Below are 15,410 nucleotides of genomic sequence, written 5' to 3'. Positions count from 1 at the left end.
CGATGTATTAGTACTATATTATTTATTTGTTAAATTATATTTGCAAAATATCTGCCTGTTAAAACTCCAAGAAGACTTAAGAATAAATTTAAGCAAATATTCAAAACTCCCAGTAAATACCTTCCTCCACTAAGAAAAGCTATGGTTTCATAACTGAATGTAGAAAATGTAGTAAATCCACCCATTATCCCAGTAGTAAGAAACAATCTTAAATTTGGAGAAATTAAATTAGTTACCAAGCTTAACTGCATTATAAAACCCATCAAAATTCCACCAACTACATTTACAATTAATGTCCCGTACGGTAATGGTCCTCCAAATAATTTAGGTGAATTTATCGATATAATATATCTTAAACAAGAACCAATAAGGCCACCAATTCCAATAAATAATAACCTTTGCATCTGCATTTCCCTCCCAAAATAATAATTTCTATTTTAATCTAGGAGTCATCAGCATAACGCAGTTAAAGGCGAACTCCATCACCTAAAATAACTTGCAAGCCAAGCTATAATGTATTTATTATACACCGTACTATTTAATTTTCAAAGAACAAATTAACAATTATAAGTTCAAAAGATTCTTTTTTATTCATAATGCTCATTGGGAATTTTTATGATACTATATAACTTATACATATGAGAGACAGAAATATTTATTTGTTCTTAAATAATTCTTATAAGTAAACCACAGGAGGATATTCACATGGTTGAAATTAATCAACTAAATGTAAAATCGCAAAAAAGAATTTTATTAATTATTGTAGTTATGTTTTGGTTTTCACAATATGTCTATATACCTTATCAAACTCCATACTTACTTTCAATTGGTGTAGCCACTAGTTTTGTTGGAATCGTTGTTGGTGCATATGGATTATCACAAATGCTACTTCGAATGCCAATAGGAATAATGGCTGATAGAAAAGGACATCATAAATTATTTATTATAATTGGTGCTTGTTCCAGTGGACTAGCTTCTCTTTTTAGAATATTTATTCCAAATGGTATTGGTTTCTTGCTTGGAAGTTTGCTTTCTGGGTTGGCATCAGCAATGTGGATTTCTTTTATGGTTTTATATTCAAATTATTTTAAAAAAGAGGATATTCAAAAATCCATGGGAACTATTATTGGTGCAAACAACATAGGAATTCTTGTGGGATTTGTTGTTGGATCTATGTTTTACGATAAATTGGGGATGAATTTCTTATGTATATTAAGTCTTGTAGCTGCATTTCCATCTACTGCTATCGGATTTTTCATAAAAGAACCTAAAACTGATTTTAAACCATTACCTGTTAGAAAACTTATTACCGTATATACGGATAAAAGACTTATAGGTTTTTCATTGCTTGCACTGATACAACAGGGAATACTTATGTCTACAGCAATGTCTTTTACAAATCAGATTGCTAAACAACTAGGAGCTTCTGGTTTTCAAATTGGTATAAATTCAATAATATATATATTAGCAGCTGTGATTACTTCCTATTTTTCAGCTTCAAAATTAGCAGCAAAACAGGGCGCTAAGTTCTGGATCCCTACCGTACTTATATGCATCTGCATATATTGCATAATTGTTCCAAATACAAGTTCCGTATTGCATATATACTTTGCGCAAATTTTGATTGCCATGTCTACAGGTATTTTGTTTTCTTTTTGTACAAGCGAGTCAATGAAAAATGTAGATCAGAAGAAAAAGTCTACTGCTATGGGATATTTCCAGGCTATTTATGGCCTAGGTATGACTATTATTCCAATTTTTACAGGAATAATTGTAAATAATTATAATATGAGTTTAGCATATTACCTTATGGCATTTATATCTTTCGTAGGATTTTTAAGTTCATTCTATTGGTATAAATTCAAAAATTAGGGATACATTGATTCGACAAAGTAATATTTATTTCTCCTTCAAATCTTTTCCTGCAATTCTCCGTCCCATTTTAAAAGCCTTTTGGCAATCTATTGGAAATTGCGTTTGTTTATATGAAGCCTTTTCTGTTTCCGAAAATTTAGAGGATTCATATCTGCTGTAATTTGGAAATTGATAAGTATTATTTACATGCAAAACAACTGACACAACCCTTGTATCTCAAATCATACAAGTTAATTAGCTCTGTTTCTACACCTTCCGATGTGACTCCTTCCATTGCCTTTCCCAGTACAGTACCCGTATTCCATTCTTTTCTCGGACTGCCATTGACAAAATATATCTTCATGACTTTATCTCCTTTACCATTGAAATTTACAGTTTCAATTATACCACTTCTCAAAACACAGCCTATCAACTATTATGTTACGATTTGTATAATACACTCATCATGACGTTTCAAGGTTATCTCACTCCAGACTTTTCTCCACACAAAATAAGCACCCTAAACAACGGATGCTTATTTTTACAAATATAATCTTGGGAGTCAAATTTTATATAGTACCTCGTGGCGGTTACACTTAAATTTAAAGTGCCCTGCAACCACAGACACCTACTTATAATAATAGGGGGAACTATTATTTTTAAGTTTTTCTAAGGTATTTCTTAATATGTTTACTATTATATAAGTTATTTGTTACAACTTAATGTCATATTTATTAATTGTTTGTAACAAAATATATTATTTTATGAATAAAAAATAAGCACCGGGAGAACAAATCCCAGATGCTTACCTTGTTATATGGAACTATTATGTTACTTATCATATTAGATAAACTTTGTTACAGTACTGTGTCAAATTTATTAATTAATCATTTACTTTATTAACGATATTAAAATGACACCTACCATTATATTGTATTTTGGCAATATTTTAATTTCTAATGATTCCTCCTTGAAAAATTATCTCAATAGCAACTCGGATTTAAACACTATTACAGCATTTCCTGAAACTTTAACTTCTACAGGTTTATTATCTTCTATAACTACTTCCACCTCAATAATACCTGAACGCTTTATAGCTTCGCCTTGTTTAGCTTTAAATTTAAGCAAAGAATTATTATGATTGATCAATTTATGATAAACCAAATATGCACCCAAAGGACCGTTCGCATTACCAGTTACAGGATCTTCATTAATACCTATAGCAGGAGCAAACATTCTACCATGAACCAGAATATCAGTATCTTGAGAATCAACTGTAAAAACGTAATATCCATTACATTTGATAATATGGCTCAACTTAGAAAGGGCATCATAATTAGACTTCATTTCATTTAAGGTTGCAATATCTTTTATACCAACCATAATCTTAGAATGACCTGTTGAAACAATCTGAATCGGATAACTTTCTAATAAATTATCATCACTTATATTTATTGCTGATAAAAGTTTTTCTCTATTTATCCCTTTAATAATATCACCAAATCCAATTTTCCCTTGCGTCATAGTAATCTTGTAATCTTCATTCTCTCTCACTATATCAACAGGCAAAATTCCTACACCTGTCTTATGATAAACTCTTGAAGTGTTAAGATTATTTTCAATAGCATTTACAGTTTGCCTTGTTACATTTAAAGCGTTTGCCACATCCTCTTGCCTAAGTCCAAGCTAATCCAATATCTCGTGTATGAACAAAGTTATTTTTAAGGTTATATCTTCACTTGCAAAATCTTTGCCATAATAGATCTTGTCCATTACAGCATTTATTCTTATATCTAAAGCATCAAATATTTCTTTAAATTCACGGTTATTAATATCAACATTATTAACATAGACAATAGCTTACTTAAAAAGGAAAATTCCGAAGACATAGGGAAAATACTAGCTTTAAATAGTTTGCTCCTGAAAATTATAAAGAAATATAGCAGCCTATAAAAGGCTGCCAATCCGCACCGTTGGTGCATTGTCAAGCTAGCTGACCTGGTTTTTGACCCCACACCCGCCTGCTGGAGATTTTGCTACCCGGGGTTAGCCCTCTCACTAATAACTCTCTCGTACTTTTTCATACGGCAGGACTTACCTCTAAACCGCACCGTGCTCATCAAATATTTTATTTGATTTACGTGGATCGTTTCGCCTGCGACTGGCATCGATTTTCAACCACAGACCTAGCTTAACACAATAAATTATACCTTACTTTTTGCTCCAGTCAATATTATAATTTTATTTGCACCACTATTTTTTAATTCAAGTGCAGAATAAAAAGCTGTGGCACCAGTTGTTATAACATCATCTATAAGTAAAATATTTTTATTTTTTACTATACTCTTATCTATAATTCTAAAACTTCCTTCTATATTATTCCACCTATCATTTTTATCCAGGCCTATTTGGTCTTTAGTACTTTTAACTTTAACAAGACATTCAATAACAGGTTTATCTACATAATCTTTCAAAACTTTTGCAAGATATTCACTTTGATTATATCCTCTCTTTTTCAAATCTTTTTTGGTCATTGGAACATAAGTTATCATATTAAAATCCAGTTTATTAGATTTTATAGTTTCATACATATATTTGGCCATAACATTTCCTGACCTAAAAGAACTTTTATATTTCAACTTAATTACAAGTTCAGTTACTGGTCCTGAATAATAAGTACCACTGTAGCACTCAAATCTTACGTTACCTAATCCAATCTGCGTCTTATCTGTACAAATCATTATTTTATTTGCACAACAGTTACATATGAATTTGTCAGAGTAAAGTTCATTTCCACAAACAATACAAACATCATCAGTACAATATATAACTGACAATATGCAGTCTTTAATATTTTTTAGACTCTCAATAATCCCATGTTCCATGCTTCCTTATTAAAATTTCTGGTCATATTCTTAGCCTTTTCCATATTCTTGTTTTCACAATTAGCTAAAAATATAACCTCTCCTTTCAAATCTTTTTCATTTCTTATTACACTTCCACATAAATATATAAAATCCTTATAACTAAAATTTGAACTATCTGCAAAATAAACCATTATATCAGAATTTTCTATATGTGGAGCAACTTCTTTAATACAATTTGTAACAAGTACTACATCTTTTATGTTTAAAAATCTTGAGATGAATTTTTCATTGAATCTATTATCTACAAAACACATTATATTCTTTAAAAAATGGCTACAATACTGTTTTATATAACAGGATACTTTTTCAACTTTATCCTTATCCGGAACAAATATTATAACTTTTCTTCCAGCATTTATAGACCATCTCAAATAATCATAGACAATAAACGGTATCCCTTTATTTATATCAACTCTCGTGAGTATCGTCCTGGGTTCAACCATTGGAGTGCTATTATTCTTTACAGGCAGCACTATGTTTTCAGCATTTCTAAGTACTTCCTCTATAGAGTAAACAATAGTTTTGTTATTTTTATTAGATAATCTACTTAATATATCCAATATTTCATATTTATTATGACATGAAAAACTACTTATATCGTCATATATTATAAGATCAAAATTTTCATTCATACTTATGGACATAGTAAAATTACATATTTTTAAGTTTGAACTGCTATATTCTACATTATCTTTTATGTAAGCATAGCTTTTTATATTTGTATATTTTTTTATATCAGCTACTATACTTATTTTATTGCTGTGTTCATCAGTTATATATAATATCTTTTTATTTTCTAAAACATACCTCCTAATAATTTCAACAAATATTTCTGTAGAATTATATGGAATTGAAATAATATTTAAAAATTTTTTTCTCCCGTTACTCCAGTTAATTATCATTTGATTTATCTTTTTTTTCTCTTCCTGGAAATTCATCTTTTCCCAAAGTAACATCTTCTTCACTCTCCATTATATCCATTATTCTATTTTTTAATAATGAATATCTTTCAAAACTTCTATTATTATCTATCATAAATTTAAGTGCTTTCAAATCACCCACAAGAACAACCATCTGCTTTGCCCTCGTTATAGCCGTATATAATAAATTTCTATTCATAAAAAAATTAGATCCCATAAAAACAGGCATTACAATTACAGGAAATTCACTTCCTTGACTTTTATGTATGGTTATTGCATATGCAAGTTCAAGTTCATCCAAATATATATTATCATATACAACTTTTTTGTCATCATCAAATATTACAGTTATATTATTATTTTCATTGTCTATATCTTCTATATATCCAACATCACCATTGAATATTCCAAGTCCCTTCTCCTCTTTATCTGAAATCAGCGTCCAATTTAGAGAATAATTATTTTTTGTCTGCATAACTTTATCCCCTACTCTAAAAATTGTACCCCTAAATTCCCTTTGTCTTCTATCAATACTTTCAGGATTTAATATATTCTGCAGCTTTTTATTGAGGTTGGAAACTCCCAGAATTCCTTTTCTCATAGGAGAAACTACCTGTATATTATTTAATTTATTCCATGATTTATTAAATTTAGGTAGTCTTGTATCTACTAATTCAATTAAAGTATTTAACATTTTATTTGGATCTGTACACCTTATAAAATAGAAATCTTTATCTTTTTTATTTATAAAAGGCATTTCTCCGGAGTTTATCCTATGTGCATTAACTATTATCATACTTTCCTTTGATTGTCTAAATATTTCCTTCAACCTTATTACCTTAATACATTTGCTGTCTATAAAATCCCTAAGTACATTCCCGGGTCCTACCGAAGGAAGCTGATCCGCATCACCCACTATTATGATTCTCGTTCCAATAGATATTGCCTTCAGCAAATTGTTCATAAGCATTATATCTATCATAGAGGCTTCATCTATAATAACTACGTCACATTCAAGAGGTGTCTCTTCACTTTTCGAAAAAAACAATGTTTCCTCATCACTAGGTACACCCATTTCAAGAAGTCTGTGTATAGTTTTTGATTCTCTACCTGTAGATTCAGACATTCTCTTCGCAGCTCTTCCTGTAGGTGCCGCCATAAGAACCTTCATATTTAATTTTTCAAATATGTCGGTTATACAATTTATTATGGTAGTTTTTCCTGTACCTGGTCCCCCTGTTATTATCTCTACCCCATTTTGAAATGCTCCCCTTATTGCCTCTTTTTGGGATTTTGCAAATTTTATATTATTGTCAGATTCAAACCTTGCAATTTCCTTTTCTATATCCATATCTATTTCATCATACTTATTAAATTGCACATATAAAATTTTTTTAGTTACACTGAGCTCGCAATAATAGTAAATAGGCAAAAATACACAAACTTCATCTTTTGATTTCTCTAATTTAAGTTTTCCTTTAAGTGAACTATCATATATGTTCTCCTCTATTTCTTCTCTCGTCACATTAAGTACACTTTCCGCTTCCTGTATAACCTTTTCAAGAGGCATGTATGTATTGCCAAAATTACAAAATCTGCTCACTATGTATTTTATTCCACTTTGTATTCTAAAAGGTGAATTTGCTTCTATTCCAAGGCTTCTGGCTATTCTGTCAGCTATTTTAAATCCTATTCCAGATATTTCATCTGTAAGAACATATGGATTTTCTTTTACTATATTTATAGAATCTGCACCGAATCTTTTATGTATTTTCACACACTGATTTGCACCTATCCCATAAGTCTGTAAAAATACCATTATGCTCCTAACTTCACTTTGTTTTGAATAAGATTCACATATCAGGTTTATCTTTTTTTTTCCAATTCCATCTATTTCCCTTAACCTCTCAATATGATTATCCATTACATCCAGAGTCTTATCTCCAAATTTATCTACTATTTTCCTTGCAGTAACAGGTCCTATGCCAGATATGGCTCCAGACGATAAGTATCTTTCAATTCCAATCGTAGTATCTGGTACTATTTCTTCAGAGTATTTAATCTTAAATTGCTTTCCAAACTGCGGATGTGTTACCCATTCACCTATAAACTTCAAGTTCTGTCCTTCCATAATAAAAGGTATATTTCCTACTACCGTAGTAATACCACTCTTATTTTTCAACTTGGCAACTACATATCCATTATCCTCATTTTGAAATACTACATCATCTATAACACCCTGTATTTCCTGCATAAAATCTCCCTACTTTTAAAAAATTATATCCATAAATTAATTATAACACATTAGGCACGCATCATTTTAGATGCGTGCCTTTATTTATAAGTACTTTTTTATTTCATCCACTTTATTGAGTTTTTCCCATGGTACATCTATGTCTGTTCTTCCAAAATGTCCATATGCTGCTACCTGTCTATATATAGGTCTTCTCAAATCCAAATACCTTATTATAGCTCCAGGTCTCAAATCAAATACTCTATTTACTATATCCACTATTCTATCTTCTGAAATTTTTCCAGTACCAAAAGTATCTACTGTTATAGATACTGGTTTTGCAACTCCTATAGCATAAGCCAGCTGTATTTCCAGTTTATTAGCCAAACCTGCTGCCACAAGATTCTTTGCAACCCATCTTGCTGCATAAGCAGCTGATCTATCAACTTTAGTCGGATCTTTTCCAGAAAATGCGCCACCACCATGTCTTCCATATCCACCATAAGTATCAACTATTATTTTTCTTCCTGTAAGTCCAGAATCTCCCTGTGGACCTCCAACTACAAATCTTCCTGTAGGATTTATAAAATACCTTGTATTATCATCTAAAAATTTCGATGGTATCACCGGTTTTATGACATTCTCTATTATATCTCTGTTTATCTGCTCCTGACTTACACGTGGATCATGCTGTGATGATATGACTACAGTATCTATTCTGATCGGTTTATCATTTTCATATTCTACTGTAACCTGTGTCTTCCCATCTGGTCTTAAATAAGAAAGGGTACCATCTTTTCTAACAGCTGCTAATCTTTTTGCAAGTTTATGTGCCATACTTATTGGAAGCGGCATATATTCTGGAGTTTCATTTGTAGCAAAGCCAAACATCATTCCCTGATCTCCTGCGCCTATAGCATCTTCCTTGTCCATTTCACCAGATTTAGCTTCAAAAGCTTCATTTACTCCCATGGCTATATCTGACGACTGTTCGTCTATTGAAGATATTACCGAACAAGTATCACAGTCAAAACCGTATTTTGCCCTAGTATAGCCTATCTCTCTTACAGTATTTCTAACTATTTTAGGAATATCCACATAGCAATTAGTTGATATTTCACCCATAACCAGAATCATTCCTGTTGTAGTTATAGTCTCACAAGCTACTCTTCCATCAGGATCCTGCGCCATTATTGCATCAAGTATAGCATCTGAAATTTGATCACACATTTTATCTGGATGCCCTTCTGTAACTGACTCAGAAGTGAACAACTTTTTCATCTCTTTTACCTCCATCTATATAAAATAAAAAACCTCTTAATAAAAAGAGGTTAATAAGCTTTATCAACTCCCTTATCTTGCAGAACAACTGCAGGAATTGGCACCTTAGTATAATTACCGGTTGCCGGGTTTCAAAGGGCCCTTTCCCTCCACCTCTCTTGATAAGAGTTTCAAATTATAAAATAAAAAACACCTAATAGTGTTTTTATGGTGGAGGAAGATGGATTCGAACCATCGAAGTCAATGACAACAGATTTACAGTCTGCCCCCTTTAGCCACTCGGGAATTCCTCCATATTTTTGGTGCTGGCAGTAGGCATCGAACCCACGACCTACTGATTACAAGTCAGTTGCTCTACCAGCTGAGCTATGCCAGCTTATTCATTATTTTATACATGGTGGGCACAACAGGGCTCGAACCTGTGACCCTCTGCTTGTAAGGCAGATGCTCTCCCAGCTGAGCTATGCGCCCGAAATTGGTGGAGGAAGATGGATTCGAACCATCGAAGTCAATGACAACAGATTTACAGTCTGCCCCCTTTAGCCACTCGGGAATTCCTCCACTTTTGGTGCTGACAGTAGGCATCGAACCCACGACCTACTGATTACAAGTCAGTTGCTCTACCAGCTGAGCTATGTCAGCTTATTATGTAATTCATTTACAATCAACATTACGCATTGACGTATGTTAGTATACCGTTTAAATATCTCTTTTTCAAATTTTATTTTGTATTATATTCTAGTGTTTAAATTGTTTTTTCTTCATATTTCTTTATATTTCTCTTTAAATCACATTTTCACAATTTCTACTCAACATATTACTTATTCTAATTTTCTTCAGGCCTTCATATAAATTATATATGACGTTTCAAACAGTTGCATATGTACATCTTATGAAATGAAATAAAGCACAATTTAAAGAGGTGAATATTTTGAACAAAGTAAAAGTCAACTATAAAACTCCCCTGGCATATTACAAATTAGCACATTTTCTAAGAGATCATATCGATAAAAATACAATCATAGTTTGTATTGGCACAGATAGATATATAGGTGATTGTCTTGGCCCTTTAGTAGGTACATTACTTACATATAAACACTTTCCTCTCCCTGTTTATGGTACAATACAAGAACCAATACATGCCCTTAATATTGACAGCAAATTAAAACATATCACATTGCATCACAAGAAATGCAATATAATAGGTGTAGATGCGTGTCTTGGTGATGTAAATAATATAGGTGAAATACAAGTAAGAGATTTTCCAATTCATCCAGGAAAAGGAGTGGGGAAATCCTTACCAAATGTAGGAGAGACTTCGATAATTGGTATAGTGGATTCAAATACAAGTAAAAATATCTTCAGCAACTCAAACAATATAAGATTAAATCTAATTCTATCTATGTCAGAAGTAATAGTTAATTCACTAATTCATGCATACTATCTATATTTCAATGACAGCACTGAAAATAAATAATTTAATCAATCAGCGTTATATCATCTCCGCTGAAAGTAAGTTCCATTTTATCTAGATATTCCAATACCTTGCCAGTCCCAAGAGCAACGCAGGATACTGCATCATCTGCTACACATACAGGTACATTTGTAACTTGCTGTATTAAATTATCTAAACCATGTAGAAGTGATCCTCCCCCGGTCATAATAATTCCCTTATCTGCAATATCAGCAGCTAACTCCGGAGGAGTTTTTTCAAGTACCGCATGAGTCGTATCCCCTATAGCATTTATAGTATCCTTCAATGCCTCTCTCATTTCATCAGAGGATACTGCTATATTTTTTGGGAGGCCCGTAATCAAGTCCCTTCCTCTTATCTCCATTCCAATATCATCATCAGATTCAAAAGCTGAACCTATGTTTATCTTCAATTCTTCTGCAGTTCTTTCACCTATCATCAATTTATGCTCTTTTCTTATAAACTTAATTATAGACTCATCAAATTTATCTCCCGCAATTTTAATAGAAGATCTTACTACAATTCCCCCCAAAGAAATAACAGCTACGTCTGTAGTTCCTCCACCTATATCGATTACCATATTTCCCTCAGGCTTTGTTATATCAATACCTGCACCTATAGCTGCCGCTAAAGGCTCTTCAATCAAAAATACTTTCTTTGCACCGGCATTCTGTGCTGCATCAATTACAGCTCTTTTTTCAACTTCTGTGGCCTCACAAGGTACACAAACTACAACTCTCGGCGTAGTCCTTTTACGTCCACAAGCTTTCCCTATAAAATATTTCAACATTTTTTCCGTTACATCATAATCAGAGATAACTCCATCTTTCATAGGACGTATAGCAACAATATTACCTGGAGTCCTTCCAATCATCTGCCATGCTTCTTCACCCACAGCAAGTACCCTGTTCTGATTCTTATCTATTGCCACTACCGATGGTTCTTTCAATACTACACCCTTTCCCTTAATATAAACAAGTACTGTAGCCGTCCCTAAATCAATTCCCATGTCCGTTCCTATACTAAAAAACATTCCTTTTTCACTCCTACTCTCCCTTGCTTTTCATTAGCAGCTAAAATTATCTATTCGTATTAAGTTTACCATATTATATATAATTATAATAGGAGTGTTTTTAACCTTCAATAGCTTTATATTTCATTTTAGTGGCATTGCCACCTCTTATATGTCTTTCAGCCTTATTATAATCTAATATCATTTTAGCCTGTTTAGCAATTTGAGGATTTATTTTGGGCAGTCTTTCTGTCATATCCTTATGTATAGTACTTTTACTGACCCCAAAAACCTTTGCTGTTTTTCTTATTGTAGCTTTAGATCCTATTATATATTTAGCTACTTCTAAAACTCTTTCCTCTATATAATCCTTCAACTGTTATCAACTCCTTTATTTAGTCCGCAGCTAATAATATTTATACTTACATCTAATTCACTTTCTTTTAGCCATTTCCACATTTTAATATGAAGAAATGGCTAAACTTTAATATTTTATATATTTTCCCGGATCAACAAATTCATTTCCCTTTAAGACAGCAAAATGAAGGTGATCACCATATTTTTCATAAGCAGATCTAAGTGTGGTATTTCCTACAACACCTATCACTGTTCCTTTTGATACATTTTGACCTTTAGAAACCTTTAAATTAGCGTTTAGGTTTGAATATACTGTTTTCAAACCATTCTGATGATTTACAATGACTTCAACTCCGTCTTGAGTATTGTTACTTATCTCCTCCACTTTTCCATCCATAGCAGCAAAAACCGGTTTCCCAATTGGAACCTGTATATCATAGCCTAGATTAGGTCTATAGGTTCCAGTAGAATCCCAATATACAGGATTTTCTGAAAATCCCCTCGCTATATTTCCTTCAACAGGTTTTTGAAAAGACGTACTAATCGAATTCGATACTCCTTTTGATACTTCTTCTTTTCCAGAAGTACTATTTGTCTTACTTTCTGTACCCTCATTCTTTTTAACTTGAAGAGCATTATCATGTTTATTCTCCACTTTAGCAGTTTTATCAATTTTGGCCTGCTGTGATACAGCCGGCTTATTTTCCTGTACTTTTTGATCCTTGCTATTCTTAATTGTCAAAATAGCAGCAGTAGCCGCAATACATAAGCAGATGAATAAAATTATATAAAAGCCCTCCTTCTTTATAAAATTAAATGGTTTTTTAACAATTTTTTTATCCATATCAACACCTCCTTTTTGTAGTTTGTCCAGACAATGACAAAAAATACATATTTTATTAATTTTCCATAAAAAAAATTGGTAGTTCAATTAACTACCAATTTTACATACTTTTACTCCATCATAATAATGATATAATATATCTTTATAATTTTTCCCCTTTTTGGCCATGGCATCTGCACCCCACTGACTCATTCCAACATCATGACCATATCCGAGACATTTAATACTGACTATGCCATCCTTGAAACTTATACTAAAATTAGATGAATTAAGTCCCATAAGCGCCCTGAATTTTATTCCTGATACAGTAACCCCTCCAAGCTTGATCTCTTTTACAGTTCCACCCTCATTTCTGCTCTTTATACTGACTGCAGTTTCCAAATTGGGAACTGAAAGCTGAGCAGTTTTATAATTGGAATTCACTATTTTTATAAATTCTCTTTTAAGTATATCCTTACGGGTTTCATACTTTTTAGCCCTTTCTTCCCCAGGACTTTCTACACTCTTTAAATATCCTATATCATCATTAAATACCGCAAGTGCACTCTCCGTTCTTCCTCCACTTATAGCAAAATAATATGGTTCCATAACCAACTTACCTTTATAAGTTAAAATCTCTCCTCCCGTGGAACTTACTGCATCAGTTATTTTATTCCAGTACATATTTCTATCTTTATCAGGCCACTTACTCATTCTTTCCTCTTTTGACATAAAAACCTGACACTGTGCCGTGTCACATACATCCGCCCCTGTACTGCCCTTATATTTTTTCCCTCCGTACTGTTCCATATGTGCTAATGCAAAGGTCCTGGCTGCCACGGCCTGCGCCTTGAGAGCCTCTATAGAGAATTCCGCAGGCATTTCTCCAGATACCACTCCCACAACATAATCTTCTATAGGGATTTCTTCTATCTTTTTTTCTTTAGTTATATATACCTTTATTTTTTCTTCCTGCTTGTTTTTAAAAACTAGTTGTTCCGGGTTTATTGGATTTCCTTTAGAACCACCTACAACCAAAGAAAGTACAATTATAAAGCATGTACACATAAGCATTAGTATTGATATGTTTTTTAATATAAAAAAGATATTTTTCTTCATTAGACTCCTCTCATAATTATACCTGCAGTACTACTGCAGGTTTTCATCTTAATTTTATATACAATATAATTATGAAAATACTAATGATAATATTCCTAAATACAAATATCTAATTTTCTATCCTTTCAATGTCTGCACCAAGTATTTTAAGCTTCTTTTCAATATTCACATATCCTCTATCTACATGATATATATCTGATACTTCTGTTTCACCCTCTGCAGAAAGCCCACAAAGTATCAATGCAGCTCCTGCCCTTAAATCCGTAGCTTTCACTTCTGCTCCCGTAAGCCTTGGAACTCCTTCAACGACAGCACTTCTTCCATCTATTTTTATATTAGCACCCATTCTTTTCATCTCAACAGCATGCATGAATCTGTTCTCAAAAATAGTTTCTGTTATAATGCTCGTTCCCTGTACGGTGCACAAAAGTCCTGTCATCTGCGATTGCATATCTGTCGGGAATCCAGGATAAGGCATGGTTTTTACATCTATGGGTCTGAGTTCTCTATTACCATTTACAATTATACTGTCTCCTTCAGGTTTAATATATATTCCAGCCTCAGTTAATTTAGCAATTATAGGCTTTATATACTCTAAATTAACTCCATTTATTTTAATTTTACTCCTGGTTATTGCAGCTGCAATCATAAAGGTACCACATTCTATTCTGTCACTTATAGGTCTATGGGTAGTTCCTTTTAAATTTTTAACTCCTAATATATGAATTGTATCAGTACCAGCCCCTATTATATTAGCTCCCATATTATTTAAGAATTTACCAAGATCACCTATTTCAGGCTCTTCTGCGGCATTTTCTATTATAGTTTCCCCTTCAGCCATTACAGCTGCCATCATTATATTTTCAGTAGCACCAACAGAAGGAAAATCCAGATATATGTTATTTCCCATAAGTTTATCAGTTCTTGCTTCAACATATCCATGTCCTACGCTTACTTCAGCACCAAGTGCACTAAGTCCTTTAAGATGTAGATCTATAGGCCTTGTTCCAATATTGCAACCGCCAGGAAGCGATAATTTAAAATGTCCAAATCTAGACAACATAGGACCCATTATTAAAAATGAGGCTCGCATCTTTTTTACTAAATCGCTAGTCGGCATCAAGTCACTAATATTTGAGGTATCTACTATTATCTTATTCAAATTTCTATCTATATTTATTTTTGCTCCAATACTCATCAATATATCACTTATTACAAATACATCTTCAAGCATTGGCACATCATCTACTATGCACTTATCACCACTTAGTATACAGGCTGCTATAATGGGCAATACAGAATTTTTAGCTGAACTAATATCTATTTCTCCATGAAGTTTATTTCCTCCCCTAACTACTATCTTACTCATTGATTGTCCTCCATTCTATAATTTCTGTATGTTTTTTATGT

General features: G+C 32.5%; 12 protein-coding genes, 5 tRNA genes, 2 pseudogenes and 2 riboswitches. Of the genes and pseudogenes, 2 read left to right on the top strand and 17 right to left on the bottom strand.

What is annotated here, in order from left to right; genetic code table 11:
- Positions 1–29 precede the first annotated feature (29 nt).
- Positions 30–404 (bottom strand): fluoride efflux transporter CrcB, encoded by a 375-nt coding sequence (crcB, locus tag ACSVC9_RS15660; protein ID WP_446898322.1) that lies wholly within the window; start codon positions 402–404, stop codon positions 30–32.
- A 32-nt stretch (positions 405–436) separates the two neighbouring features.
- A riboswitch (Fluoride riboswitch) is annotated at positions 437–496 on the bottom strand.
- A gap of 209 nt (positions 497–705) precedes the next feature.
- Here crcB and ACSVC9_RS15655 point away from each other — a divergent pair.
- Positions 706–1,872: an MFS transporter gene (locus tag ACSVC9_RS15655; RefSeq protein ID WP_446898321.1), complete on the top strand. Its 1,167-nt coding sequence runs from the start codon at positions 706–708 to the stop codon at positions 1,870–1,872.
- Between the two features lie 184 nt (positions 1,873–2,056).
- On the opposite strand, the pseudogene ACSVC9_RS15650 reads toward ACSVC9_RS15655, so the two are convergent.
- The 11 genes and pseudogenes from ACSVC9_RS15650 to ACSVC9_RS15600 all read right to left on the bottom strand — a co-directional run.
- Positions 2,057–2,218 (bottom strand): annotated as a pseudogene (locus ACSVC9_RS15650) (flavodoxin family protein); the annotation flags it as partial.
- A 614-nt stretch (positions 2,219–2,832) separates the two neighbouring features.
- Positions 2,833–3,480, bottom strand: a pseudogene (locus ACSVC9_RS15645) (PhzF family phenazine biosynthesis isomerase); the annotation flags it as partial.
- A gap of 578 nt (positions 3,481–4,058) precedes the next feature.
- Positions 4,059–4,739 carry a ComF family protein gene (locus tag ACSVC9_RS15640; protein WP_446898320.1) on the bottom strand — a complete coding sequence of 227 codons (681 nt, stop codon included), beginning with the start codon at positions 4,737–4,739 and terminating at the stop codon, positions 4,059–4,061.
- The gene (locus tag ACSVC9_RS15635; protein ID WP_446899882.1) at positions 4,712–5,737 is read right to left on the bottom strand and encodes a hypothetical protein; all 1,026 of its coding nucleotides are present in this window, start codon (positions 5,735–5,737) and stop codon (positions 4,712–4,714) included. The genes ACSVC9_RS15640 and ACSVC9_RS15635 overlap by 28 nt, the downstream gene beginning before the upstream one ends.
- Positions 5,673–7,955: an SF1B family DNA helicase RecD2 gene (gene recD2, locus ACSVC9_RS15630; protein ID WP_446898319.1), complete on the bottom strand. Its 2,283-nt coding sequence runs from the start codon at positions 7,953–7,955 to the stop codon at positions 5,673–5,675. The genes ACSVC9_RS15635 and recD2 overlap by 65 nt, the downstream gene beginning before the upstream one ends.
- A gap of 84 nt (positions 7,956–8,039) precedes the next feature.
- Positions 8,040–9,215, bottom strand: coding sequence for a methionine adenosyltransferase (gene metK, locus ACSVC9_RS15625; RefSeq protein ID WP_446898318.1), 1,176 nt, complete (start codon positions 9,213–9,215; stop codon positions 8,040–8,042).
- A 69-nt stretch (positions 9,216–9,284) separates the two neighbouring features.
- A riboswitch (SAM riboswitch) is annotated at positions 9,285–9,383 on the bottom strand.
- Between the two features lie 40 nt (positions 9,384–9,423).
- Positions 9,424–9,508: transfer RNA gene (locus ACSVC9_RS15620), tRNA-Tyr, on the bottom strand.
- 7 nt (positions 9,509–9,515) lie between these two features.
- Positions 9,516–9,591, bottom strand: a tRNA-Thr gene (locus ACSVC9_RS15615).
- A gap of 19 nt (positions 9,592–9,610) precedes the next feature.
- Positions 9,611–9,686 (bottom strand) — tRNA-Val (locus tag ACSVC9_RS15610).
- Between the two features lie 5 nt (positions 9,687–9,691).
- A tRNA-Tyr gene (locus ACSVC9_RS15605) sits at positions 9,692–9,776 on the bottom strand.
- Positions 9,777–9,781: 5 nt separating this feature from the next.
- Positions 9,782–9,857: transfer RNA gene (locus ACSVC9_RS15600), tRNA-Thr, on the bottom strand.
- 289 nt (positions 9,858–10,146) lie between these two features.
- Here ACSVC9_RS15600 and yyaC point away from each other — a divergent pair.
- Complete coding sequence (gene yyaC / locus ACSVC9_RS15595) at positions 10,147–10,692, top strand: spore protease YyaC (RefSeq protein WP_446898317.1); 546 nt, start codon at positions 10,147–10,149, stop codon at positions 10,690–10,692.
- Position 10,693: 1 nt separating this feature from the next.
- On the opposite strand, the gene mreB is transcribed toward yyaC, so the two are convergent.
- The 5 genes from mreB to murA form a co-directional block, all read right to left on the bottom strand.
- Complete coding sequence (gene mreB / locus ACSVC9_RS15590) at positions 10,694–11,722, bottom strand: rod shape-determining protein MreB (RefSeq protein WP_446898316.1); 1,029 nt, start codon at positions 11,720–11,722, stop codon at positions 10,694–10,696.
- Between the two features lie 100 nt (positions 11,723–11,822).
- Positions 11,823–12,077, bottom strand: coding sequence for a sporulation transcriptional regulator SpoIIID (spoIIID, locus tag ACSVC9_RS15585; RefSeq protein ID WP_182089129.1), 255 nt, complete (start codon positions 12,075–12,077; stop codon positions 11,823–11,825).
- Positions 12,078–12,185: 108 nt separating this feature from the next.
- A complete protein-coding gene (locus ACSVC9_RS15580; RefSeq protein ID WP_446898315.1) occupies positions 12,186–12,902 on the bottom strand; it encodes a peptidoglycan DD-metalloendopeptidase family protein in 717 nt (238 codons plus the stop codon).
- Positions 12,903–12,989: 87 nt separating this feature from the next.
- Positions 12,990–14,000: a stage II sporulation protein D gene (gene spoIID / locus ACSVC9_RS15575; RefSeq protein ID WP_446898314.1), complete on the bottom strand. Its 1,011-nt coding sequence runs from the start codon at positions 13,998–14,000 to the stop codon at positions 12,990–12,992.
- Positions 14,001–14,109: 109 nt separating this feature from the next.
- On the bottom strand, positions 14,110–15,369 hold the full coding sequence (gene murA / locus ACSVC9_RS15570) for a UDP-N-acetylglucosamine 1-carboxyvinyltransferase (RefSeq protein WP_446898313.1): 1,260 nt from the start codon (positions 15,367–15,369) through the stop codon (positions 14,110–14,112).
- Between the last annotated feature and the right edge of the window lie 41 nt (positions 15,370–15,410).

It is taken from the genome of Clostridium sp. LBM24168 (genome assembly GCF_052953915.1).
Note: the sequence above shows the minus strand (reverse complement) of the source record. Positions and strands in the feature narration are given on the sequence as shown.